Annotated in this window: 24 protein-coding genes; 13 read left to right on the plus strand and 11 right to left on the minus strand. The window is 74.2% G+C overall.

Going from position 1 to position 22497, the window contains the following annotated elements:
• Window positions 1–2 precede the first annotated feature (2 nt).
• Both J7523_RS17015 and J7523_RS17020 read right to left on the minus strand, forming a co-directional pair.
• Complete coding sequence (locus J7523_RS17015) at window positions 3–581, minus strand: GNAT family N-acetyltransferase (protein ID WP_291889296.1); 579 nt, start codon at window positions 579–581, stop codon at window positions 3–5.
• An 80-nt stretch (window positions 582–661) separates the two neighbouring features.
• Entirely contained in the window at window positions 662–1615 is a 954-nt protein-coding gene (locus tag J7523_RS17020) for an alpha/beta hydrolase (RefSeq protein WP_291889298.1), read from the minus strand.
• 63 nt (window positions 1616–1678) lie between these two features.
• Here J7523_RS17020 and J7523_RS17025 point away from each other — a divergent pair, with 63 nt between their 5' ends.
• Window positions 1679–2641, plus strand: a complete 963-nt coding sequence (locus tag J7523_RS17025; RefSeq protein ID WP_291889300.1) for a WYL domain-containing protein — start codon at window positions 1679–1681, stop codon at window positions 2639–2641.
• Between the two features lie 6 nt (window positions 2642–2647).
• On the opposite strand, the gene J7523_RS17030 is transcribed toward J7523_RS17025, so the two are convergent.
• Window positions 2648–3589 carry a cold shock domain-containing protein gene (locus tag J7523_RS17030; protein WP_291889302.1) on the minus strand — a complete coding sequence of 314 codons (942 nt, stop codon included), beginning with the start codon at window positions 3587–3589 and terminating at the stop codon, window positions 2648–2650.
• 89 nt (window positions 3590–3678) lie between these two features.
• On the opposite strand from J7523_RS17030, the gene J7523_RS17035 reads away from it, so the two are divergent.
• From J7523_RS17035 to J7523_RS17060, 6 genes are all read left to right on the plus strand, one after another.
• Window positions 3679–4485, plus strand: a complete 807-nt coding sequence (locus J7523_RS17035; RefSeq protein ID WP_291889304.1) for a Nif3-like dinuclear metal center hexameric protein — start codon at window positions 3679–3681, stop codon at window positions 4483–4485.
• Between the two features lie 180 nt (window positions 4486–4665).
• Entirely contained in the window at window positions 4666–5145 is a 480-nt protein-coding gene (locus tag J7523_RS17040) for a DUF3237 domain-containing protein (RefSeq protein WP_291889307.1), read from the plus strand.
• Window positions 5142–6437 (plus strand): flavin-dependent oxidoreductase, encoded by a 1296-nt coding sequence (locus tag J7523_RS17045; protein ID WP_291889309.1) that lies wholly within the window; start codon window positions 5142–5144, stop codon window positions 6435–6437. The genes J7523_RS17040 and J7523_RS17045 overlap by 4 nt, the downstream gene beginning before the upstream one ends.
• Window positions 6418–6543, plus strand: coding sequence for a hypothetical protein (locus J7523_RS17050; protein WP_291889310.1), 126 nt, complete (start codon window positions 6418–6420; stop codon window positions 6541–6543). Before J7523_RS17045 ends, J7523_RS17050 begins: the two co-directional genes overlap by 20 nt.
• On the plus strand, window positions 6540–8975 hold the full coding sequence (locus J7523_RS17055) for a glycoside hydrolase family 95-like protein (protein ID WP_291889312.1): 2436 nt from the start codon (window positions 6540–6542) through the stop codon (window positions 8973–8975). Before J7523_RS17050 ends, J7523_RS17055 begins: the two co-directional genes overlap by 4 nt.
• Before the next feature lie 195 nt (window positions 8976–9170).
• Window positions 9171–10448, plus strand: coding sequence for a cellulose binding domain-containing protein (locus tag J7523_RS17060; protein WP_291889314.1), 1278 nt, complete (start codon window positions 9171–9173; stop codon window positions 10446–10448).
• A gap of 100 nt (window positions 10449–10548) precedes the next feature.
• On the opposite strand, the gene J7523_RS17065 is transcribed toward J7523_RS17060, so the two are convergent.
• The gene (locus J7523_RS17065; protein WP_291889316.1) at window positions 10549–11607 is read right to left on the minus strand and encodes a hypothetical protein; all 1059 of its coding nucleotides are present in this window, start codon (window positions 11605–11607) and stop codon (window positions 10549–10551) included.
• A 98-nt stretch (window positions 11608–11705) separates the two neighbouring features.
• Window positions 11706–12560: a hypothetical protein gene (locus J7523_RS17070; protein ID WP_291889319.1), complete on the minus strand. Its 855-nt coding sequence runs from the start codon at window positions 12558–12560 to the stop codon at window positions 11706–11708.
• A gap of 88 nt (window positions 12561–12648) precedes the next feature.
• Between J7523_RS17070 and J7523_RS17075 the strand changes: the two genes are divergently transcribed.
• Complete coding sequence (locus tag J7523_RS17075; RefSeq protein ID WP_291889321.1) at window positions 12649–13074, plus strand: GNAT family N-acetyltransferase; 426 nt, start codon at window positions 12649–12651, stop codon at window positions 13072–13074.
• Between the two features lie 56 nt (window positions 13075–13130).
• The gene (locus tag J7523_RS17080) at window positions 13131–13970 is read left to right on the plus strand and encodes an SGNH/GDSL hydrolase family protein (protein ID WP_291889323.1); all 840 of its coding nucleotides are present in this window, start codon (window positions 13131–13133) and stop codon (window positions 13968–13970) included.
• A gap of 46 nt (window positions 13971–14016) precedes the next feature.
• Here J7523_RS17080 and J7523_RS17085 read toward each other — a convergent pair whose 3' ends face one another.
• From J7523_RS17085 to J7523_RS17100, 4 genes are all read right to left on the minus strand, one after another.
• Complete coding sequence (locus J7523_RS17085; protein WP_291889325.1) at window positions 14017–14676, minus strand: response regulator transcription factor; 660 nt, start codon at window positions 14674–14676, stop codon at window positions 14017–14019.
• Entirely contained in the window at window positions 14673–15839 is a 1167-nt protein-coding gene (locus tag J7523_RS17090) for a histidine kinase (protein WP_291889328.1), read from the minus strand. The genes J7523_RS17085 and J7523_RS17090 overlap by 4 nt, the downstream gene beginning before the upstream one ends.
• Window positions 15840–15841: 2 nt before the next feature.
• On the minus strand, window positions 15842–16672 hold the full coding sequence (locus tag J7523_RS17095; protein ID WP_291889331.1) for a type II CAAX endopeptidase family protein: 831 nt from the start codon (window positions 16670–16672) through the stop codon (window positions 15842–15844).
• Between the two features lie 198 nt (window positions 16673–16870).
• Window positions 16871–17650: a glycoside hydrolase family 16 protein gene (locus tag J7523_RS17100; RefSeq protein ID WP_291889334.1), complete on the minus strand. Its 780-nt coding sequence runs from the start codon at window positions 17648–17650 to the stop codon at window positions 16871–16873.
• A gap of 486 nt (window positions 17651–18136) precedes the next feature.
• Between J7523_RS17100 and J7523_RS17105 the strand changes: the two genes are divergently transcribed.
• Window positions 18137–19426, plus strand: a complete 1290-nt coding sequence (locus J7523_RS17105; protein WP_291889336.1) for a carbohydrate-binding protein — start codon at window positions 18137–18139, stop codon at window positions 19424–19426.
• Here the strand turns inward: J7523_RS17105 and J7523_RS17110 are convergent.
• A complete protein-coding gene (locus J7523_RS17110; RefSeq protein ID WP_291889339.1) occupies window positions 19421–20458 on the minus strand; it encodes a YafY family protein in 1038 nt (345 codons plus the stop codon). The genes J7523_RS17105 and J7523_RS17110 overlap by 6 nt on opposite strands.
• Window positions 20459–20541: 83 nt before the next feature.
• Between J7523_RS17110 and J7523_RS17115 the strand changes: the two genes are divergently transcribed.
• Window positions 20542–20955, plus strand: coding sequence for a VOC family protein (locus J7523_RS17115; protein WP_291889342.1), 414 nt, complete (start codon window positions 20542–20544; stop codon window positions 20953–20955).
• A gap of 89 nt (window positions 20956–21044) precedes the next feature.
• Window positions 21045–21491: an SRPBCC family protein gene (locus tag J7523_RS17120; protein ID WP_291889345.1), complete on the plus strand. Its 447-nt coding sequence runs from the start codon at window positions 21045–21047 to the stop codon at window positions 21489–21491.
• A gap of 59 nt (window positions 21492–21550) precedes the next feature.
• On the opposite strand, the gene J7523_RS17125 is transcribed toward J7523_RS17120, so the two are convergent.
• A complete protein-coding gene (locus J7523_RS17125) occupies window positions 21551–22159 on the minus strand; it encodes a hypothetical protein (protein ID WP_291889348.1) in 609 nt (202 codons plus the stop codon).
• A 64-nt stretch (window positions 22160–22223) separates the two neighbouring features.
• On the opposite strand from J7523_RS17125, the gene J7523_RS17130 reads away from it, so the two are divergent.
• A partial coding sequence (locus J7523_RS17130; protein ID WP_291889350.1) for a class I SAM-dependent methyltransferase occupies window positions 22224–22497 on the plus strand: 274 nt, incomplete at its 3' end.

Here is a 22497-nt window from a genome sequence, read left to right on the forward strand (position 1 = left end):
CGTCAGGACCGGAGCGCCTGCCGCGCCTCCCACTGCTCCCGGGTGATCTCGTACCGGTAGCCACCGAGCTCGGCGCCCTCGACCGCGAGCATGTCGTCGGGCGTCTCGAGCGCCTCCGTCACCGTCATCACCACCTTCTCCATGACGTGCTGCGACGCCGTGTTCAGCGCCATCGTCGCGCCCCAGACGACGCGCACGCCGAGGTCGGTGAACGCCTTCGTCACGAGCGCCGACGACACCTCGGTCGCGTACCCGCTCCCCCAGGCGTCCTGCCGCAGCCGGTAGCCGAGCTCGACCTCGTCGAGCGGCCCGTCCCGCTCGGGGCGCAGGCAGAACCACCCGACGAACGCGTCGCCCGCCGTCTCGTAGGCCGCGAAGAGGCCGAATGCTCCCGCCCAGCGGTCGTAGCCGGCGAGGATGCTCGGCAGGTCGCGCTCGCGGACCAGCTCGGGTGCGGTCGGCTCGCCTCCCGAGAGGAAGCGCATGACGGCGGGGTCGCTGTCGAGCTCGATGAGCAGGTCGGCGTCGTCGGCGCCGAACCGGCGCAGGGTCACGCGGTCCGTCTGCAGGTAGGCGGTCACGACGGTCAGCATGCCGGACCGGCGCGCCCGCGCCCTCCCGATAACTCTCGACCTGAGCGGCGAGCTCGGCTCGAGCTCACTCAGCCACGCCCCTGCGCGTCCCGCTGCGCGAGCCACGTGAGGATCGTGTCGGTCGTCTCGTCGGGCCGCTCCTGCTGGATCCAGTGGCCGCTGTCGAGCGTGACCACGTCGACGAGCGGCACGAGCTCGCTCAGCCTCTCCGACCTCAGCACCGCGTCCCGTTCGCCGTAGACCATCAGCGCGGGCTGCCGGACCACCGGGTCCACGTCTCCCAGCAGGTGCCAGTTGCGGTCGAGGTTGCGGTACCAGTTGATGCTGCCCGTGAACCCCGTCCGCTCGAAGGCGTCGACGAAGACCGCCAGCTCGGTGTCGCTCATGAGCGGCTCGCCGAGCGGGGCCTGCGCCCGGGCGAGGTCGATCATCGTCATGCCCGGCCGCGGCGGTCCGACGGGCAGGTCCTTGCGGAACAGGTTGCTCAGGAACCGGTGCGTGTTGTCGTCGAGCACGGCGTCCGCGACGCCCGGCCGGCGGTTGAAGTGGACGAAGTAGAAGTCGCCGCCGAGCGCCTCCTCCATGACCTCGACCCAGGGCCGCTCACCGCGCTCCTGGTACGGCAGGCTCAGGTTGACCACGGCGTTGACGCGGCTCGGGTGCAGCACGGCCAGGGCCCAGACGACGAAGGCACCCCAGTCGTGGCCGACGAACGTCGCGTCCTGGTACCCGTAGTGGTCGAGCAGCCCGACGAGGTCGCCCGTGAGGTGCGTGATGTCGTAGTCCGTCACCTCCGACGGGACCGACGAGCGCCCGTAGCCGCGCTGGTTCGGGACGATGACGTGGTACCCCGCCGCGACGAGGGCGGGCACCTGGTGTCGCCAGGAGTAGGCGTGCTCGGGCCAGCCGTGGCAGAGCACGACGGGCCGTCCGGCGTTCTCGCGGCCCGCCTCGAACACCTCGAGGGTGATGCCGTTGACGCGGACGAGGGTGGGCTCGGGGAAGTCGATCGGTGAGGTCATGCCGGCCATCCTGGCGACCCATACCGGTCACCTCCTGACCGGTTTCTCTGCGAGTCTTGACCGGTGAGAGCCGACCGCCTGATGGCCGTCCTGCTGCTGCTGCAGCAGCGCGAGCAGGTGACCGCGGCGGAGGTCGCCCGCGAGCTGGAGGTCTCCGAGCGCACCGCCCGCCGCGACCTCGACGCGCTCGCGACGGCAGGCGTGCCGGTGTACTCCCTGCAGGGTCGGGGCGGCGGCTGGCGGCTGGTCGGCGGCGCGCGCACCGACCTGTCCGGGCTGACCGCACCGGAGGCCCGGGCTCTGTTCCTCGTGGCCGGCCCGGCCTCGCAGGCCACGCCGGAGGTGAAGGCGGCGCTGCGCAAGCTCGTCCGCGCCCTGCCCGAGCCGTTCCGGGTGCAGGCCGAGGCGGCTGCGTCGTCGCTCGTCACGGACCGGCACGCCTGGGGGTCGAGCCGCGTCGAGCCTCGACCGCCGCGTTTCCTCGACGCGCTCCAGGACGCGGTGATCCACGGCGTCCAGGTGCGGCTCGGTTACGTGGACCGCGCCGGGGCCGGGACCGAGCGGACCGTCCACCCGCTGGGCGTCGTCGCCAAGGGTCCGTCGTGGTACCTCGTCTCCGGCACCGAGGCCGGGCGGCGGACCTTCCGGGTGGACCGCGTGACCTCCGTCGACCCGACCGACGACCCCGTGCACCGGCCCGGCGACTTCGACCTCGCCGCGAGCTGGCGCGAGATCGCCGACGAGGTCGACCGTCGGCGCACACCGGTCGAGGCCCGGGCGGTCTGCACGCCCGACGGGCTCGCGATCCTCCGGATCGGGTTCGGCGGTCGGCTCGAGGTCGGGGGCACCACGGACGACGGGCGCATCGAGGTCGTCGTCCGCGGCGCCGACGAGGTCGTGCTCGCAGGCGAGCTCGCCGGGCTCGTCGAGTGGGTCGAGGTCATCGGCCCGTCGACCGTGCGCGACCGCCTGGCCGCACTCGGTCGCACGCTCGTCGAGCGGTACGGGGTCGAGCGGTCCGGCTGAGGCGGCTCAGAGCAGCTCGACGCCGTCCGCCTGCGGTCCTCGGTCGCTCTGCCGCACCCTGAACCGGACCCGGTCGCCCTCCTGGAGCACCTCGTCACCCCGGACGACCGACACGTGCACGAACAGGTCCGCGCCGCCCGCGTCGGGGGTGATGAAGCCGAACCCGCGGTCCGCGTCGTAGCGGGCGACGGTGCCCTCACCGCCGCGCACCGACCCGCCCGGCTCGCGCGCAGGACCAGACCGACCGCGACCCGCCGGTGCCGGCGACGTCCGGCGCCCCTGGCCGCCGACCAGATCGACGTTGCGGGCCTGCGGGCCCTTCTCGCCGTCGACGACGTCGAACGTCACGCGATCCCCGTCGACCAGCTCGGACAGCCCCCGGGCCAGCGCACGGACGTGGACGAAGACGTCCTCGCCTCCGGAGTCGGGCATGACGAACCCGAAGCCCTTGTCCGGGTCGTACCAGGACACGGTGCCATCCGCGCCGTCGGACACCGAGGCCCGTCCGGCGGCCTGACCTCCGAGCGGCAGCAGGTGGTCCGCCTGGGGTCCCTTCTCGCCGTCGACGACCAGGAACGCGACCCGCTGCCCCTCCGCGATCACACCGCCACCCACGATGGCCGAGCTGTGCACGAAGATCTCGGCGCCGCCCCCGTCGGGCGTGAGGAAGCCGTACCCCTTGGCGGGCTCGTACCAGGAGACGGTGCCGAGCATCCCCAGCGCGGCGTCGGAGACGTGGCCACCCGTGACCCGGACGCGGCGCGCCTGCGGTCCGCGGTCGCCCTCGCCGATCTCGAACTCGACCTCCTGCCCCTCGCGGAGCAGCCGCGGCCCGTCGTCGTCCACGATCTCGGAGACGTGGACGAACAGGTCCTCCGCGTCGTCACCCAGCGCGATGAAGCCGAACCCCCGCTCGGCGTCGAACCAACGGACAGTTCCCTGGGGCACGGCGGACTCCTCGATCGACAGCACAGTTGCTGCCCCCAGTGTCCCCCGCGGGCGGGTGTGGGGCGGGACGCGGTCGTTAGGGTGACGCCGTGACTCTGACAGCGCGGCAGGTGGCGGAGCGGATCGGTGCGCACGTGGGGGTGCCACCGCGGCCGACGACGGTCGACGGGTTCCTTGCCGGCGACCCGGATGCCCCGATCCGGGGGATCGCCGTGACGGTCATGGCAACCCTCGACGTGCTGCAGCGCGCCGCGGAGCAGGGGCTCGACCTCGTCGTCACGCACGAGCCGCTGTACTTCGACCACCACGGTGCCTCGGACCAGGTCCTCGCCGACGAGGCCGACCCGGTGTTCGCGGCGAAGGCGGCGTTCGTCGCGGAGCACGGCCTCGTGGTCCTGCACCAGCACGACGCCTGGCACGACCGCCGCCCCGACGGCATCCTCACCGGCACCGCACGGGCCCTCGGCTGGCTCGACGCCGAGCGGGAGGGCGACCCCGGGGTCTACGACGTGCCGCAGACGACGCTCGGCATGCTCGCCGCGCACGTCGCCCAAGCGCTCGGGGCGCGGGCGCTGCGGTACGTCGGCGACCCCGGGACGCCGGTGTCCGTCGTCGGGCTGCAGCCGGGGTTCCACGGGTTCGGGCCGAACCGGCACCTGCTCGCCCGGTCCGACGTCGACGTCCTCGTCATCGGCGAGGGCCACGAGTGGGAGACGGGCGAGTACGCCGCCGACGCGGTCACCGCCGGCCTGTGCGCGGGCGTGGTCGTCGTCGGGCACGTGCCGTCCGAGCAGGAGGGCATGGCCGAGCTCGGCCGCTGGCTGACCGACCTCGTGCCCGAGGTCCCCGTCGAGCTCGTCGCCGCCGCCGACCCGTTCCGAGCCGTCCTGCGCTAGCTCCACGTGTCCCGGCGCGCCTTGACGCCTCCCGGGGCCGTACCTACGTTGTCACCCACACGGCCACACCCACGATGTCCGTCGACGGTGACGATCTACATCGATGAAGAACGGCCGTCGGCCTCGCCCGTCGGGGGCGGTCTCGCGCGACGAGCGAACGACGACAGAAGAGGAAGCTTCGTGCTGACACTGCCGCCACCGACCCTGCGACCGTTCTGCACGCTCGAGGTCGAGCTCGCACCGGTCCTCGACCTGGGCCTCGGCCGGTTCACGCAGCGGCGCATCGTCCCGATCGTCGGCGGACGCGTCACCGGCCAGGTGAGCGGAACGATCCTCGGCGTCGGCGCGGACTGGCAGTCCGTCGCGCACGACGACGTCGCCGAGCTCGACGCCCGCTACGCGTTCCGGACCCCGGAGGGGGCCCTGATCGAGATCGTCAACCAGGGGTACCGGCACGGACCGCCCGACGTGATGGCGCAGCTCGCGTCGGGCGTCCCGACCCCGCCCGAGTCGTACTCCATGCTCACGACGGCGCGGCTCGAGAGCGGTCACCCCGACTACCGGTGGCTCAACCGGATGGTGTTCGTCGGCACGGGTGCGCGCGACGCGAGCAGCGTGCAGGTCGACCTCTACAGCGTCGGACGAGGAGCCGGGGCATGACGGCACCGCACGTCCTGATCGCGGGCGGCGGCATCGGCGGGCTCGCTCTGGGGCTGACGCTGCACCAGGTCGGCGTGGGCTTCACCGTGCTCGAGAGCGCGCGGGAGCTCGCGCCGCTCGGGGTGGGGATCAACCTCCAGCCGAACGCGGTGCGCGAGCTCGGCGACCTGGGGATCGGTGCCGACCAGCTCGACCGCATCGGCGTCGCGACCCGCGAGTGGGCGCTGGTCGGGCGCAACGGCCACGAGATCTACAGCGAACCGCGCGGCCTGCTCGCCGGCTACCGCTGGCCGCAGTACGCCGTGCACCGCGGCCGGCTCCAGCTGCTGCTCGCCGACACGCTGCGGGACCGCGCGGGGGCGGGCGCGATCCGGCTCGGTCACCGCGTCACCGGCTACGGGACGCACGCCGACGGGTCGGTCACGGCGACCGGGGTGCGCGCCGACGGGAGCACCTGGCACGAGCGCGGCACGCTGCTGGTCGGGGCGGACGGCATCCACTCGGCGGTGCGGGCGCAGATTCACCCCGACCAGCCCCCGATCCACTGGGGCGGCACGATCATGTGGCGCGGCACGACGCCGGCGAGGCCGGTCCGCACCGGGGCGTCGTTCGTGGGTGTCGGTTCGGCCCGGCAGCGCGTCGTCGTCTACCCGATCTCACCGCCCGACCCGGCGACGGGACTGGCCACGGTGAACTGGATCGCCGAGCTCTCGGTCGACGACGCCGAGGGCTGGCAGGGCGCCGGCTGGTTCCGGCAGGTCGAGGTCGACGAGTTCGCGCACCACTTCGCGGACTGGACGTACGACTGGCTGGACGTGCCGGACCTGCTGCGACGCGCAGAGGTGGCCTACGAGAACCCGATGATCGACCGCGACCCGGTGCCCACGTGGCAGGACGGGCCGGTGCTGCTGATCGGCGACGCGGCCCACGCGATGTACCCGACCGGGTCGAACGGGGCGAGCCAGGCGGTCGTGGACGCCCGCCTGCTCGGCGCCGCGATCGTGCGGCACGGCGTCACGCACGACGCGCTCGCCGCGTTCGACGCCGCGCTGTGCGGCCCGCTGTCGGAGCTCGTCCTGCGCAACCGGGGCGCGGGTCCGTTCGGCCTGCTCGACCTGGTCGACGAGCGGTGCGGCGGCCGGTTCGACGACATCGACGACGTCGTCCCGAAGCACGAGCGGGACGCCTTCATGGCCGGCTACAAGGCGGCGGCAGGCTTTGCCGTCGACCAGCTCAACACGGCGGCGCCGACGATCGCACCGGGAGCCCGGCATGGGTCGCACGGCGGTTGAGACGGTGCTCACGATGGCGGCGGGCACCCCACCCGCGTCCCGGTACGTCCAGCCGGCCACCTCGCTCGTCGTCCGCGAGTCGACCGCGGCCGCACCCGAGGCGTGACGCACACGGGAGGGGCCGACCCGGCACGGGCGGTCGACACCGGGCCCGCCGTGTTCCGCACCCGGACGCCGGCGCCCACCTGGGAGGACGGCCTCGTCGCCGGGAGCGGGCGCGTGGGCGTCGTCGTGCACGGCCCCGGGCACCGGCTCGTCCTGTCGCTCACCCATGAGCGCTTCTTCGTGCCCGTCAACCCGCGACCTCCCGCACCCGACCTCCGGCCGGTGCTCGGCGACCTGCGGCGCGCCGTCCTCGCGGGCGACGCGGGCCGCGCCGGCGGCCTCCTCGAGCACGCGCTGCGAGCGAGCAGCTACCCGGACGGGCTCGTCTGGACCGATCCCCTGGGGATCTGCGCGACGCTCACGGTGAGCGTCGCGGGCGCGCGTGACGGCGTCGAGCGGACGACCGACCTGCACCTCGGCGAGGTGGCTGTGGGCGTACGCGTGGGCGAACAGGTCGAGGGTGAGGGTGAGCCGGTCGGCGTCGGCGGCACGGAGGACGACGCGGGCGCGCGGTGCACCGTGCGCGTCCTCGCCCCGCGCGGCGAGGAGACGGCGTGGCTCGCGATCGACTCCGAGCGCGAGGTCGTCGTCGAGCTCGAGCTCGGGCTCGGCGGCGCGCTCGACACGGCGCTCGACACGGGCGGGGCGGACGGTTCGCAGGCCGTCCACGTGACCCTCGCGGGCGGCCGGCACGGACGTCTCGTGGCCACCACGAGCGACGCGACCGCCGTGGTGACGGCGGTGGGCGAGCCCGCGTGGCTCGCGGGCACCGACACGCTCACCTGCCGGCTCGTCGTCCCGGCCGGCGGCCGCCGCACACTGCGGCTCGACGTCGAGGTGCGCCCGGCGGACGACCCGTCGGCACCGGTACCCCGCGCACCCGGCCCGGTCGACTGGGAGACGCTCCGGCACACCCAGGCCGGGTCGCACGGCCGGCTCGTCGGCGTCTCGGTGCTCGACCTGGCCGCGCCCGACCTCGGTGGGACGACCGAGGACGTGTGGGCCGCGGCGCGGGCCGGCGACCCGGACGCGCGACGGCGGGTCGTCGAGATCGCGTACCTGTCGGGCCGCGCGCACGCGATCGCGGCGACCGGCGAGCTGCCCCCGACGCTGCAGGGCGTGTGGCAGGGCACGTGGCGGCCGGCGTGGTCGGCGGACTACACGCTCAACGGCAACGTCCAGAACGGGGGCATCGCGTGTCTCGTGCCGACCGGGACGCCCGAGCTGGCGCGGTCGCTGCTCACGCTCGTGCTCGCCCACCTCGACGACTACCGCGACAACGCGCGGCTGGTGTTCGGTGCCGAGGGCATGCTGCTGCCGTCGCGGATGTCGACGCACGGGCGCGCGAACCACGTCGACGCCGCCTACCCGCACGTCTTCTGGACCGGGTGCGGAGGCTGGGTGCTGCGCCTCGCGGCCGACGTCGTCTCGACCACGGGCGACCGGACCCTGGTCGACGACCAGCTGTGGGCACTCGTCGAGGGAGTGCTGCGGTTCGCGGAGACGGCCACGGTCCGCCGCGGCGGGCGCCGCCACCTCGTCCCGTCCTACTCCCCCGAGAACGCACCCTCCGGAGCGGCCGGTCCGATCACCGCCGACGCCACGATGGACGTGGCCATCCTCCGCGACGCGGCGCGGGCGGCCGGTGTGCTCGCGGCCGCCCGGGGCGACCACTCGCTCGACCGGCGCTGGGCCGCGCTCGCGCAGGAGCTCCCCGACTACCGGGTCGCCGCGGACGGGACGCTCGCCGAGTGGATCGACGACACGTGGGCCGAGGAGCCCGCGCACCGCCACGCCTCACAGCTCTACCCGCTCTGGTACGAGCCCGACCCGGCGTTCACCGGCCGCGGCGGCGACGCCCTGCGAGCGGCCGCACTCGCGACCGTGCACACGAAGATCGCGTGGCGGGCCGGCGACCCCACACCTCCGCCGGGGCGGATGGAGATGGCGTTCGGGCTGGTCCAGGTCGGGCTGGCGGCGGCGGCTCTCGGCGACGCCGCCGCGGCCCTGCAGTGCGTCGAGTGGCTCGCGATCGACCACTGGCGGCCCGCGCTGACGACGACGCACGACGCCGGGTCGATCTTCAACCTCGACGCGAGCGGCGGGCTGCCGGCGCTGGTGGCGGCGATCCTCCTCGGCTCGTCGGCGGACACGCTGACACTGCTGCCCGCCCTGCCCGGCGCGTGGCCGTCCGGCAGCGTGACGGGGCTCCGGGCACGCGGCGGCGTCGTCGTCGACCACCTCGAATGGGACGCGGACGGCTGCACCGCGACCCTGCGCCGGCTGCCGGCGGCCGCCTGGCTCGCACCGGCGGGAGGCGTGCTGCTCCGCGCGGGCCGGCCGTTCGCCGCGTCGGGCACCGCGCTGCGTGCCGGACGGCTCGAGCTGACCGGACGTCCGGCCACCGTGCGGCTCGAGTGGACCGACCGGTAGCGCGGCTCGGGGAGCGCGCCGGTCCGCCGGCGCCTGCCGGTCGGCTGACCGTCGTCGGACGTCACCTCACTGAAGCGATTCGCCCCGTTCGGGCCGACTTGCTCATCGATGTAGATTCCGCGGACCGGGGGGCGACAGCACCCTCGGACCCGCTCCCCGGCGACGCGGCCGGGGACCCTGCCGAGGGAGCGACCCGTGCGACACCCGACCAGGACCCGACGTCCGGCGGCCCTGCTGGCGGCAGCGGCCACCCTGCTCGCGCTCGGAGGTCTTGCGACTCCCGCCGCGGCCCTCTCCGTGCCGACCGTCCCGGCCGCGGCCACCGCTGCCTGCGGCCGCCCCGCGGGCCTCGCCACCGGCACCCACACCGTCTCGAGCGGCGGGCAGAGCCGCACGTTCCGCCTCGACGTCCCCTCGGGGTACGACCCGAACCATCCGTACCGCCTCGTCGTCGGCCTGCACTGGTGGCACGGCACGTCCTCGGACGTCGTCAACCAGGGCTTCTACGGCCTGAAGCCGCTCGCCGGGAACAGCACCGTGTTCGTCGCGCCGCAGGGCATCGACAACGCGTGGCCGAACACCAACGGGCAGGACGTGGCCTTCATCGACGAGGTCCTGCGCACCGTCGAGTCGGCGCTCTGCATCGACACCACCCAGCGTTTCGCGACGGGCTTCAGCTACGGCGGCGGCATGAGCAACGCCCTGGCGTGCGCCCGCGCCGACGTGTTCCGCGCCGTCGCCGTCCTCAGCGGCGCCCAGCTGTCCGGGTGCTCGGGGGGCACCCAGCCCATCGCGTACCTCGGCTCCCACGGCGTGTCCGACGACGTCCTCAACATCTCCCAGGGCCGAGCGCTGCGCGACCGTGCCCTGCGGAACAACGGCTGCCAGTCGCAGCAGGCCGCCGAGCCCGCAGCCGGCAGCGGCACCCACGTGCGCACCGCCTACACGTGCCGCGCCGGGTACCCGGTCGTGTGGCTCGCGTCGGACGCCGGTCACCAGTGGGACGTCCGGGACCGCGGCCAGCAGCAGTCGTGGGTGCCCGGCGAGGTCTGGACGTTCTTCACGTCGCTGCCGTCGACGACCACACCGACGCCGACGCCCACACCCACGCCGACCCCCACACCGACCCCCACACCCACGCCCACCCCCACGCCGACGGTCACCCCGACCCCGACGGTCCAGCCCGGCGGGTGCACGGCGACGTTCCGCACCGTGAACAGCTGGCCCGGCGGCTTCCAGGCCGAGGTCACGGTCCTGGCGGGCTCCGCGACGACGTCGTGGAGCGTGAGCTGGGCGACGTCGGGCGAGCGGGTCGACCAGGTGTGGAACGGCACGCTGTCGGCGCAGTCCGGTCGGGTCACCGTCCAGGGCGTCGCGTGGAACAGCCGGCTCGCCGCCGGCGGCTCGACGACCTTCGGCCTGCTGGCGAGCGGGACGCCGCCGACCCCGACGTTGACGTGCACGAGCGCCTGACGGGCGCGCGCCTGAGGTGCACGAGCGCCTGACGGGCGCGCGCGCCTGAGGTGCACGAGCGCGTGACCACGGGACGGCGTCTGACGGTCCGCGGTCCGCCTCACACGAGCGCGCGTGCCGGGGTGATGACGTCGTTGACGTAGTGGTTCACCCCGTGCGCGGCGAAGAGCTGGGCGACCCACGGGGTGCCGAGCAGGGGCATGCTGCGCTGCGCCCGGGCGATCGCGCTGTTGCTGATGCCGGCGGGGTTGACGTTGACGTAGCTCCACAGCCGCGTCAGGTGCTTGAACTGCTCGTACACGTCCGGGGCGAGCGTCCGGCCGAGCGGGCCGAGGTTCGTCGGGAAGCAGTGGATCTGGGAACCCGCGAGGTTGGCGGTGTCGCTGTGGAAGCTGATCCCGGACGCGGTGTTGAGCTCGAACTCGGGGCTGCTGGGCATGATCGCGATCGAGTGGTTCTGCAGGTGGGGCACCAGCAGGTGGGCGTACTGGGTGAAGGCCGCCATGAACGCCGGGAGACCGCCGGTGACCAGCGTGGTCTGCGCCGGCTGGGTGTAGTCGCCGGTCCCCTGGAAGTAGCCCTCCGTCAGGTGCCGGCGCGAGCTCACGTGCATCGTGACCTGCATCGGCGGCTGCCCCGCGAGCTGCAGCGTCAGCACGAGCTCGACCCTGTTGTTCACGAAGGCGGCGGGCGCGACCTGCACACCCGTGACGGCGGGACCGGCCACGCCCATCACCCTGACCGGCCCGGCCACCTGCCGGACTCCGGCCGCGTTCCACGCCTCGGCCGTGATCCGGTGCAGGCCCGGCGCGATCCCGTCCCAGTCGAACCACCAGCTGCCACCACCGGGGCGCGCCTGCTCGAAGCCGGCGTTCCGCGTGTCCACGTGGACTCGCATGTTGTCGGTGTCGGGGTCCGGTCGCAGGTTGATCGTGTAGCTCGGGACCCGGACGCGCTCGTTGTTCCGCGGGAACAGGATGGCGGGCGCCCGCTGGACGACGCGCGCGAACGCGGCGTTCCCGATCGCGCGCTGCAGGCGGATCGCACCTTGTGGACCGACAGCGCCGAGGGCGGGGAGCGCGGGCTCGCGCCGTCGCACGGCCGGGGCGCGGGGAGACGAACCCGTCCGGGCGCCCTGCACGTCCCGCTCGGCCCCCATGCGACACCCCCGAGCCTCACTATCCGGGGCGGGGGAACGGCCCGCAACGCGAGGCACGACCGCACGTGGCGCGGTTCAGGCATCGGTGGTGCCCGCCGTCAGCCGGCGACGGTCAGCGCCGCGGGCCGGTCGGCATACGAGCGGGGAGCGAGCCGGACCGCCGCTCGCGGCCCGATCGTGAGCCCGACGCCCAGGGCCGCCAGCACCCGCGCCACGTCACCGGCGGCCAACGAGCCGTGCCGCTCGAGCACCAGGTGGGTGCGGCCGTGGACCCGCTCGGCCCGGTGCAGTCCCAGGATGGTCGTCGAGACGGTCGTGTGCCGCGGGAACCGCGCGCGTGCCGCCGCCTCGTCCCGGTGCTCGAGCAGCACGAGGTCGTCCGCGCCGGCGAGCTCGGCACGCAGTGCGTCGGCACGCCAGTGGACCGGTGCGTCCGCGTTGCCGGTCACGTGCCGGGACCGGTTCGCCGACGAGATCACGAGCAGCCCGTCGCCGACCGCGTCCGCGGCCGCCGCGAGGAACCGCTGCGACGGGCACGCGTCGCCCGGCACGATGACCTGCGTGGTCCTCGTCCCCGCACCGGGCCGGTCCGCTCCCTCCCACGCCGTCAGGCCGGGCGGGACGTGCGCGGCGGCGGGACCGCGGAACCCGAACGGCCCGACCGCGCCGAAGGCGTCGACGACGTCCGCCACCAGGCCGGGCGGCACGCCCGGCGGCAGCGCGGAGAGGTCGAACGCGTCGAGCACCCGCCCCGTCGGCGCCGTCAAGCTGCCCGTCTGGTCGCGGGGTCGCCCTTTGAGCGCGTTGAGTCGCTGCACGGCGTCGCCGCGGGCGGTCAGGGCGTAGATGTTCCCGAACCCGTGCGCGACCGGTCGGCCCTCGGCGAGGAGCCGCGCCGCGTGCACGGCGTCGGCGGGGCGGTCGAGGACGAGACGGGCGTGGTCGTGGGTCATGCGGGCCTCCCGGGTGACACGGGAGAGGACCGCGCAGCAGCGCCCCGGATACCGACCGGGACCCGCGAGAACGGCCGATCATGGCCCCATGACACTGCCGCCCGGCTACGCCCTCCTCGACGGGCCACCCACCGTCGACGACTACCTCCGTCTGCGGCAGGTCGCCGGCCTGCACCCGAAGAGCCCGCCGCAGGCGGAGCGCGCGCTCGGGGGGAGCTGGTCGGCCTGCCACGTCACCGGTCCCGACGGCGAGACGGTGGCCATGGGGCGAGTGGTCGGTGACGACGGCTGGTACTTCGTCGTCGCCGACATGGTCACGGCTCCCGACCACCAGCGCCGGGGCGTGGGCCGCGCAGTCCTCGACCACCTGCTGGCCGACGTCCGCGCCCGCGCACCGGAGGAGCCGTACGTGACGCTCACCGCCGACGACGCCGGGCGGCGCCTGTACGCGCAGGCCGGGTTCACCGCGTTCGGCGCCGGCCAGACGGGGATGCAGCTCGTGCTCACCCGCTGAGGCGGCCCTCCCGTCTCGTGCGGCGCGCTCGGCCTGACGTGGTTACGGTGCCCCGTATGGGGCGCCTGCTGCGGACGGCGAGGTCCGCGATCCTGACCGTGGTCGCCGCGCTCGCCCTCGTCGGCGGGGCGGCCGGAGCAGCTGCCGCCGGCACGGCACCTGCCGCCGGGGGGCAGCGGGTCGTGTACGACGCGCTGGGCGACTCGTACGCCTCGGGGTACGGCGTGCCGCCGTACGCCGCCTGCGGCCGCTCCCAGAGCGCCTACCCCGTGCAGCTCGACGGTCGCCACCGCGTGCAGCTCGACGACTTCGTGGCCTGCGCGGGCGCCACGACCGTCACCCTGGTGACCGGCGGCCAGCTCGCCGCCCTCGACGTCGACACCGACCTGGTGACGCTGACGGTCGGCGGCAACGACATCGGCTGGTCGACCGCGGTCAGTGCCTGTCTCGGCGGCACCGACGTGCAGTGCACGGGCGCTCTGGCCCTCGTCGACGCCCGCACCACCGGCCAGCTGCCGGCTCTCCTGGACGCCGTCTACGCGCAGGTCGCCGCAGCCGCCCCGCACGCGCACGTGGTGGTGACCGGGTACCCGCGGCTCTTCTCGTCCGACCTCGGGGCCTACCTCGCGGCCTCACCCGCAGAGCTCGCGGGGCTCAACGCCGCTGCCGACACCCTCGACGCGATGATCAGCGACGCGTCCGCCCGCGCGGGGTTCCAGTACGTGGACGTCCGCCGCCGCTTCGACGGCCACGGCGCGAACTCCCCCGACGCGTGGATCCTGGGCCCGTCCGACCCGGGGGCGTTCCACCCGACGGCCGAGGGGTACCGGGCGTACACGGCCGCCGTGAGCTCGGCGCTGGGCCCGCTGGGGCGCGGCTGCGGGCACCACCGCTGAGCCGGTTGCGGCCGCGCCCGGGTTCTCACGACGAGGCGCTCCGCGCTCAGGTCACGAGCCCCCGGCGGTACGCGTAGACCACCGCCTGCACGCGGTCGCGCAGGTCGAGCTTGGTGAGGATGCGGGACACGTACGTCTTGACGGTCTCGTGGCTGATCACGAGCTCCGCCGCGATCTCGCCGTTGGACAGGCCCTCGGCGATGAGCCGCAGCACCTCGAGCTCGCGCGGGCTGAGCAGACCGTCGACCGGGGCCGCGTCGGGCGGGCTGATCCGGCTCGCGTACCGCCCGACGAGCTGCCGCGTCACCTCGGGCGCGAGCAGCGCGGCGCCCGAGGCGACCGTGCGGATGCCGGCGAGCAGCTGCCCAGCGGGGGCGTCCTTGAGCAGGAACCCGCTGGCGCCGGCCCGCAGCGCCTCGTACACGTACTCGTCGAGGTTGAACGTGGTGACGACGAGGACCTTGACGGGGTCGGCGACGCCCACGCCGGCGAGCAGCCGGGTCGCCTCGATGCCGTCGAGCACGGGCATCCGCACGTCCATCACGACGACGTCCGGGCACAACCGCCGCGCGAGGTCGACCGCCGCCCGGCCGTCGCCGCAGGCACCGACCACCTCGAGGTCCGGCTGTGCGTCGATGATCGTCGAGAACCCCGTGCGGATCAGGTCCTGGTCGTCGCAGACGAGGACCCGGGTCGGTGGGCTCACTGCCGCGCCCCCGACGGGATCCGCGCGTGGACCACGAAGGCGCCGCCCGGCTGCACGCCCGCGCTGAGGTCGCCGCCGAGCACGGCGACGCGTTCGCGCAGGCCGTCCAGACCTCGCCCGCTGCCTCCCTGCGCGATGCTGCGAGCACCGTCGGTGCCGGTGGCGGCCTCGGTGCTGACCTCGACGTCGACCGCGTCGTCGTCGTGCCGGACGCGCACGACGGTGCGGCTGCCGTGCGCGTGCTTGAGCGCGTTCGTCAAGGCCTCCTGGACGACCCGGTACGCGGCGACCTCGGCGCTGCCCGCCGTCCGCTCCGGGTTCCCGACGTGGTGGTACTCGACGGGCTGCCCGGCCTGACGGGTCTGCTCGACGAGCGCGCCGACCTCGCCGACCGTCGGGGTCCGCGCGCCGGAGCCGTGGGCCGGGTCGAGCACGTCGAGCAGGTGCCGCAGGTCGTCGATCGCGCGCCGGCCCGTGTCCGTGACGGCGGTCAGGGTCTGGTCGAGGCGCCCAGGGTCGGCGGTCAGGTACCGCGCCGCCTCGGCCTGGACCACCATCGCCGTCACGTGGTGGGTCACGACGTCGTGCAGCTCGCTCGCGATCCGCGTGCGCTCGGCGGCACGCGACGTCTCGGCGACGAGCGCGCGGTGCTCGGCCTCGGTGGCGCGGGTCCGCCGCAGCCACGCGCCCACAGCCCACGCGACGGCGAGGACCAGGTAGAACGTCACGAAGCCGGACGTGCCCTCCGCCGACCCCTGCCGGGCGAGCGCGACGGCCACCGCCACGTAGGCCGCGCTCGCAGCGACGACCGTCGCGACCCGGTGGCGGCCCAGGTAGGCGGCTGTGCTGAAGAGCGCGACCGGCAGGGCGACGCCCGCCGCCGAGTGGTAGCCGCGGAGCTGGTCGATCGCGAAGCCGAGCGACACGAACGCGAGGCAGACGGCAGGCCACCGGCGACGGACGGCGAGCGGGAGGGCCTGGAGGGCGACCGCGACGACGGCGAGCAGGTCCGTCGGTCGGTCCGGCAGGTCGCCGAGCTGCGTCCCCTGGTGCTGCACCGACGGGACCAGCGGTGCGACTGCGATCACCAGCGCGAGCGGGAGGTCCCGGACGACGACGTCGCACCGCTGCCAGGCGGCGCGCACCCGCCTCAGATCGACCACGGTCAGACCGTAGCGGTCTCGGAGGCCCGGACCTGGCGGCGAGGGCGTGCCACGAGACGGCCGCGCCGGTGGGCCAGGCGGAGGAACACGACAGTCATCGTCACGCCCGCGAGCACCGCCAGCAGGCTTGCCTCCGGGCCGAACTCGCCGCCGGACAGCAGCACCGACCCCGACGTCACGCCGTCGAGCAGCCCCGTCGACGTGCCCGCACCGGACACCTCGGCGCCGAAGACGCCGCCGAGCGCGAAGTTCCAGCCGACGTGCAGGCCGATCGGCAGCCACAGGGTGCGCGTCGCGGCGTACGCGGCGGCGAGCATGGCGCCGGCCTCGACGGCGATGGCGACCGCGCCCCAGAGCGTCGCGTTCGGGTTGACCAGGTGCATCGCGCCGAACAGGACGGCCGTGAACGCGAGCGCGACCCACGTCCCCGTGCGCTGCTCGACGATCCGGAACAGCACCCCGCGGAACAGCAGCTCCTCCGTGACACCGGCGGCGACCGCGAGCCCGAGGAGGCCCGCCGCGCCGGGCACCGACCCCCAGCCGTCGACCCGGTAGCCGCCGAGCACCGCCATCGCCGCGATCACGGTGGCCGACATCCCGACGCCGATCAGCAGGCCGCGCCCGAGAGCCCTGCCCGCTCCGGAGCGGCCGACCTCGACGGGTTCGCGATGCTCCGTCCGGCGGACCACCCATCTGTACGCGAGGAGCGCGAGCACACCGGTCGCGACGCCCGCGAGGAGCGCCATCCACCCGCTCCCCCCGGCTGCCCTCATGACCAGGCTCCCGACGAACGCGACGACGGCGACGGTCCCGAGCTGCTTCACCAGGCGCATGACATGTCCTTCCCGACGGCCGCAGCGGGGTGCCGCGGCTTCTCTCAGGACGCTAGGGATCGGGTCATGCCGGCCACGTCCCCGCACGGTGGGCACTTGGCCGTCGCTCTCATGGGGGACGCGTCGCGCGCGGGCGGGACGGGTCGCGGGCGACGCGCCCGGCGGGACCTCCCCCCGCCGGGCGCGTCGGTCGTGGGGTCAGTACCGCGTGTACTTGACCCAGTCGTACGTCGCGGTGCGCTGACCGGCGTACCTGAAGGGGCCGAGCCAGCTGTCGACGCCGGTCCCGGGCCAGAGGTTGAGCATGATGCGCTGCGGGTGGGTCGGCAGCGGTCCGCGCGAGCCGTTCTCCTGGTGCACGAGGCGGCCGTCGACGAACCAGTTGATGGTGCCCCGGTTCCACCACTCGATGGCGTAGCTGTGGTACCCGGCGGAGGCGTCGAAGCCGAGATCGATGAGGGTCTCGTGGCCGCCGACCCCGTTGGTGAAGTAGTTGGTCTGCATCTGCCGCGGGTTCTTGCCGAGGATCTCGACGTCGATCTCGTCCCACGGCTGGCCGTCGCTCGGCCCGGTGTAGGTGAAGAACGAGCTCACCGTGCCGGAGCCGCCCGACGCGGCCTTCATGCGCACCTCGTAGCGCCCGTACGAGAACAGGTCGTTGGTGCGGTACTCACCCGAGGCGTACGGCTTGCCGGAGCAGCCGCCGGGGCAGCTCGTGGTGTCGAGGTTGATGCCCATGACGCCGCCGTTGTGCCACACATGGTCGGCGCGCCAGCCGGCGTTGAACATGCCGCCGTTGCTCCACCCGTCGGCCTTGTGCCAACGGGCGGTGTCGAAGCGGTCGAGGTTGTCGACGAAGCTGCCGCCGATGGCGGCCTCGGCGGGTGGGACGAGGGCTGGTGCGGCGAACAGGCCGACCAGGAGGGCGCCGGCCAGGGACCAGCGGCGGAGCTGGTGGTGCGTCGTCGTCGATCGCATGCGTACCTCCATCGGTACTGGTGCTGCGCGCGCCGGCCGCAGCGTCGGTGCGGAGCCGTCGGGCCCCTCCCGGCCGGCCCGTACCGGCGTCGTCGCCGGTCCGGGTCGATCGGCTCGCGACGCGTCGTCGGGTCACGGCTGATGGACAGACTGGAAATCACTGGCAGCATCTGGAACCGCTTCCAGTTCGCCCATCGTCGCCCCTCGGCACGGGGCGCGTCAAGGCGCGCAGCACACGAAGTCACGCACCGTCGACAGGCCCGTCACGCTCGGCTAGACTCGCCGTGAGCAATTTGTTAGGACTCTTTTCAATCGCACTGCTCCCACGGTACGGCCGTCCCCCATCCGTCCGATCCGGCCATCTGCGCTGATGGCCGCGCCGCGCCACCGCACCACCGCCGTCGCCGTGACCGCGCGCCGCACCTGGTTCCGTCATGCCCAGGTGCCGCTCTCCCGTGCACTCCCCCAGCCCACGGAGGGTCCGCTATGACTCGCTCCACCCGAATGCTGGCCGCCGCGCTCGCGGTCGCCGTCACGTCCGGCCTCCTCGTCGCCGGCGGTCTGTCCGCCGCCAGCGCCGCCGACACCTGCGCCCCGAAGGCCCGTCCGACCGGCAAGGTCCTGCAGGGCTACTGGGAGAGCTGGGACAACTCCAGCGTCCACCCCGGCATGGGGTACATCCCGCTCGACGACACCCGGCAGGCGCAGCACGGCTACAACGTGCTCATGGCCGCCTTCCCGGTGATCCTGCCCGACGGCACCGTGAAGTGGGCCGACGGCATGGACTCCGGCGTCGACGTCCCGACACCCGCCCAGGTCTGCGCCGCGAAGGCCCAGGGCCAGGTGGTCCTGATGTCGATCGGTGGCGCCAACGCCAGCATCGACCTGTCGTCGTCCGCCGTCGCCGACCGCTTCGTCTCGACCATCGTGCCGATCCTCAAGGCGAACAACTTCGACGGCATCGACATCGACATCGAGGCCGGGCTCACCGGCTCCGGCAGCATCGGCACGCTGTCGACGTCGCAGGCGAACCTGATCCGGATCATCGACGGGATCCTCGCCCAGATGCCGGCCGGCTTCGGCCTGACGATGGCGCCCGAGACCGCGTACGTGACCGGCGGCTCGGTCGTCTACGGGTCCATCTGGGGCTCGTACCTGCCGATCATCAAGAAGTACGTCGACAACGGCCGCCTCTGGTGGCTGAACATGCAGTACTACAACGGCTCGATGTACGACTGCGTGGGCGGCTCGTACGCGGCCGGGACCGTGCAGGGCTTCGTCGCGCAGACCCGCTGCCTCGACGCCGGCCTCACCGTCCAGGGCACGACGATCCGGGTGCCGTACGACAAGCAGGTGCCCGGCCTGCCGGCCCAGCCCGGTGCCGGCGGCGGGTACATGTCGCCCGACCTCGTGCGGCAGGCGTGGTCGCAGCTCGGCGGCGCGCCCAAGGGGCTCATGACGTGGTCGATCAACTGGGACGGCTCGAAGGGCTGGACGTTCGGCGACAACGCGAAGGCCCTGCTCGGGACGACGTTCCCGACGACGACGCCGACGCCGACGCCCACGACCACCCCGACCCCCACGCCGACGCCGACCACCAGCCCGACGCCGACCCCCACGCCGACGACGCCGAGCGGCACGTGGGAGCCGTACACGGCGTACGCGGCCGGCGCCGTCGTCACCTACGACGGCAAGAGGTACACGTGCCGGCAGGCGCACACGTCGCTGCCGGGCTGGGAGCCGCCGAACGTCCTGGCGCTGTGGCTGCCGTCATGACCTGACCTGCCCCTCCAGGTCGGGCACCGGGCCCCCGCGCACACCTGCGTGGGGGCCCGGCGCCGTCAGGGACGGCCGTGCGGCCCGGGCGAAGCGCGCGGCCCAGTCATCGGCGAGCACGGCCAGCTCCGGCGGCGCGACGACGCTGAACTCGGCGCCCAGCGAGCCGAGGGCGAACAGCGGCCCCTCGAGCGCGTCGGTCTCCATCGTCAGCGTGCAGCGGTCAGGGCCGTCCGCTCGCACGTCGGCCCATCGCCCCACCCGCGCCCGCACGTCGTCGGCGGACGCCTCGACGACGACCTCCACGCTGTACCGACCCCCGTGCCCGTCGCCGAGCACGCGTGAGCGGACGAACGCGGCGACGTCGTCGAACGGCGGCCGCCGCGCAGCGAAGGGCGTGCCGGCGCCCGCGGCGGCGACGACCCGGTCGACGCGGAACGTCCGCCAGTCGTGCCGGTCGACGTCGTACGCGACGAGGTACCACCGGCGACCGAGCGCGACGAGCTGCGACGGCTCGACCAGCCGGGTCGACGGTGTCCCCGTCGCCGCGACGTACTCGAGGCGGACCCGTTCGCGGTCGCGGCAGCCGAGGGCGAGCGTCGACAGGACGGCGTGGTCGACGGGCGCGACGGCATCGGCGCTCCACGGTGCGGGCGTCGTCGACGTGCGGACGGCGTCCAGACGGGCGCGAAGCCGTCGCGGCATGGCCTGCACGACCTTGGACAGCGCACGCAGCCCGGCCTCACCGCCCTCGCCGGTGGACACGAGCGACTGGATGGCGACCGCGAGCGCCATCGCCTCGTCGTCGTCGACCACGAGCGGCGGCAGCGACGCCCCGGCCGCGAGCGCGTAGCCGCCGTCGACGCCGGGCTGCGAGTCGACCGGGTACCCGAGCTCGCGCAGCCGGTCGACGTCGCGGCGCAGCGTGCGCGGCGAGACGCCCAGCTCGTCGGCGAGCACGGGACCCGGCCAGAAGCGCCGGGCCTGCAGCAACGACAGGAGCCGCAGGGTGCGGGAGCTCGTGTTCGCCATCCGCCCATCATCGCGGTCAGGAACTGACCGCGATGGTTCCTAGCGTCGTCCTTGTCAGCACACCCGGCGCAGGAGGACACACGATGAGCATCACGACGACCACGCACCTGAACTTCCGCGGCGACGCACGCGCCGCCCTCGAGCTGTACCGGGAGGTGTTCGGCGGCGAGCTCGCCCTCGTCACCTACCGGGACGCGCACGCCGTGCACGACCCGTCGGACGCCGACCACGTCATGTGGGGCGAGGTCCGGTCCGGCCACGGGTTCCACGTCATGGCGTACGACGTGCCCACCCACCTGCCGTACGACGCGGGCGTGAACCCCGTGTTCGTGTCGGTGCGCGGCACCGACCCCGACGAGATCACCGCCCGCTGGAAGGGCCTGTCCGCGGGCGCCACGGTCGTGCAGGACCTCGCCCCCGCGGGGTGGTCGCCCCTGTACGGGATGCTCCGCGACCGGTTCGGCGTCGTCTGGGTGCTCGACGTCGTCGCGTCGTAGCCCTGGGCAACGCTCGGAATGCGCGACCTGGACGCCCGACCTACCGTGGAAAAGGTCAGTCAGTTGGTCCCGACGGAAGGAGAACGAACATGCCGACGATCGAGCAGACGATCGACATCGACGTCCCCATCAGCACCGCCTACGACCAGTGGACGCAGTTCGAGGAGTTCCCGCAGTTCATGGGCGGGGTCGAGGAGGTCCGCCAGCTCGACGACACGCTGACGCACTGGCGGACGAAGATCGGCGGCGTCGAGCGGGAGTTCGACGCGCAGATCGTCGACCAGCGGCCCGACCAGCACATCGCGTGGCGCAGCATCGACGGCACGACGCACGAGGGCGCGGTGACGTTCGAGCCACTCGGCGCGGCCAGCACCCGCCTGCACGTCACGACGCGCTGGGAGCCCGAGAACCTCACGGAGAAGGCCGGTGCCCTCGTCGGCGCCGACGACCTCCAGGTGAAGGCGGACCTCAAGCGGTTCAAGGAGTTCATCGAGCACCGCGGCACCGATACCGGTGGGTGGCGCGGCGAGGTCTGACGGCCGCACGAGCACGACGACGCCCGGCTCACCCCTCGGGGTGGCCGGGCGTCGTCGCGTCACGGCGCGACCGCGATGGTCGTGCGCACGGCCGTCACGGTGGGCCGGCCCGGCACGGAGGAGAAGCCGAACCGCACCGGGAGGACGTGCGGCAGCAGGTCCCCGCACGGCACGCCGCCCCACGTCGCGTCGAGCGCGACGACGTGGTGCTGGCCGGACGCGGCGTACCACTCGCGCCGTCCGGCGCCCGCGCTCCCGACGGTCCGCACACCGGGGAGCACGAGCCGGGCGACGGGGTCTGCGGCCGTCGCGAACAGGCGCGAACGCGCGAGCGGTCGAGGCAGTGCGGCGAGCAGCCGGCCGAGGGGCGTGGGACCGCCGAGCGTGACGGTCGCCCCGAGGGGCCCGGCGTCGACGTGCCACCGACGGGCCGCCGCGTCGCACGTCACGCGGACCGGCGTGACGACCACCTCGTCGAAGACGTACGTCGCCGCGACCTCGTCGGCGACCGACCTGGTGGGGGCCAGCAGCGTCCGGTGCCCGTGCGCGTCCTCGGTCATCACGTCCGCGAACCGCCCGTGCGGCGAGCGCAGCCACCGCCCGACGACGACCCGCCGCCCGTCCGCGGCCGAGACGCCGAGGATGTGTCCGTGGTAGCGGTCCAGCACCCGCCCAGTGTCGGGGGCGGCCCGGCGGGGTGCAGCGCGGGCGCCGCTCGGACAGGATGCGGGCATGCCGACGGGCCGCCTCACCTACGACGACGAGCTGCGGGAGCTCGGCGCGGCGCTGCGACGGGAGTGGGGCGTCCGGCAGGACGACCGCGTCCTCGACGTCGGGTGCGGGACGGGAGCGACGACCCGCGACGCCGCCCGGGAGGCGTCGGCCGGCAGCGCGACCGGGGTCGACCTGTCGGCCGACGCGATCGAGCGGGCGCGCGCCCTCGCCCGGGCCGACGGCCCCGGCAACGTCGACTTCGTGTGCGCGGACGCCGCGATGCACGTGTTCC

Source organism: Cellulomonas sp. (assembly GCF_017744555.1).
In the GTDB taxonomy this organism is placed as follows: Bacteria; Actinomycetota; Actinomycetes; order Actinomycetales; family Cellulomonadaceae; genus Cellulomonas.

Bases quoted from the DNA above. Each gene is read 5' to 3' on its own strand.
- J7523_RS17020 (WP_291889298.1), bottom strand. From the start codon at position 1,615: ATGACCTCACCGATCGACTTCCCCGAGCCCACCCTCGTCCGCGTCAAC.
- J7523_RS17045 (WP_291889309.1), top strand. From the start codon at position 5,142: ATGACGGCACCGCACGTCCTGATCGCGGGCGGCGGCATCGGCGGGCTC.
- J7523_RS17050 (WP_291889310.1), top strand. From the start codon at position 6,418: ATGGGTCGCACGGCGGTTGAGACGGTGCTCACGATGGCGGCGGGCACC.
- J7523_RS17065 (WP_291889316.1), bottom strand. From the start codon at position 11,607: ATGGGGGCCGAGCGGGACGTGCAGGGCGCCCGGACGGGTTCGTCTCCC.
- J7523_RS17070 (WP_291889319.1), bottom strand. From the start codon at position 12,560: ATGACCCACGACCACGCCCGTCTCGTCCTCGACCGCCCCGCCGACGCC.
- J7523_RS17075 (WP_291889321.1), top strand. From the start codon at position 12,649: ATGACACTGCCGCCCGGCTACGCCCTCCTCGACGGGCCACCCACCGTC.
- J7523_RS17080 (WP_291889323.1), top strand. From the start codon at position 13,131: ATGGGGCGCCTGCTGCGGACGGCGAGGTCCGCGATCCTGACCGTGGTC.
- J7523_RS17095 (WP_291889331.1), bottom strand. From the start codon at position 16,672: ATGCGCCTGGTGAAGCAGCTCGGGACCGTCGCCGTCGTCGCGTTCGTC.
- J7523_RS17100 (WP_291889334.1), bottom strand. From the start codon at position 17,650: ATGCGATCGACGACGACGCACCACCAGCTCCGCCGCTGGTCCCTGGCC.
- J7523_RS17105 (WP_291889336.1), top strand. From the start codon at position 18,137: ATGACTCGCTCCACCCGAATGCTGGCCGCCGCGCTCGCGGTCGCCGTC.
- J7523_RS17110 (WP_291889339.1), bottom strand. From the start codon at position 20,458: ATGGCGAACACGAGCTCCCGCACCCTGCGGCTCCTGTCGTTGCTGCAG.
- J7523_RS17115 (WP_291889342.1), top strand. From the start codon at position 20,542: ATGAGCATCACGACGACCACGCACCTGAACTTCCGCGGCGACGCACGC.
- J7523_RS17120 (WP_291889345.1), top strand. From the start codon at position 21,045: ATGCCGACGATCGAGCAGACGATCGACATCGACGTCCCCATCAGCACC.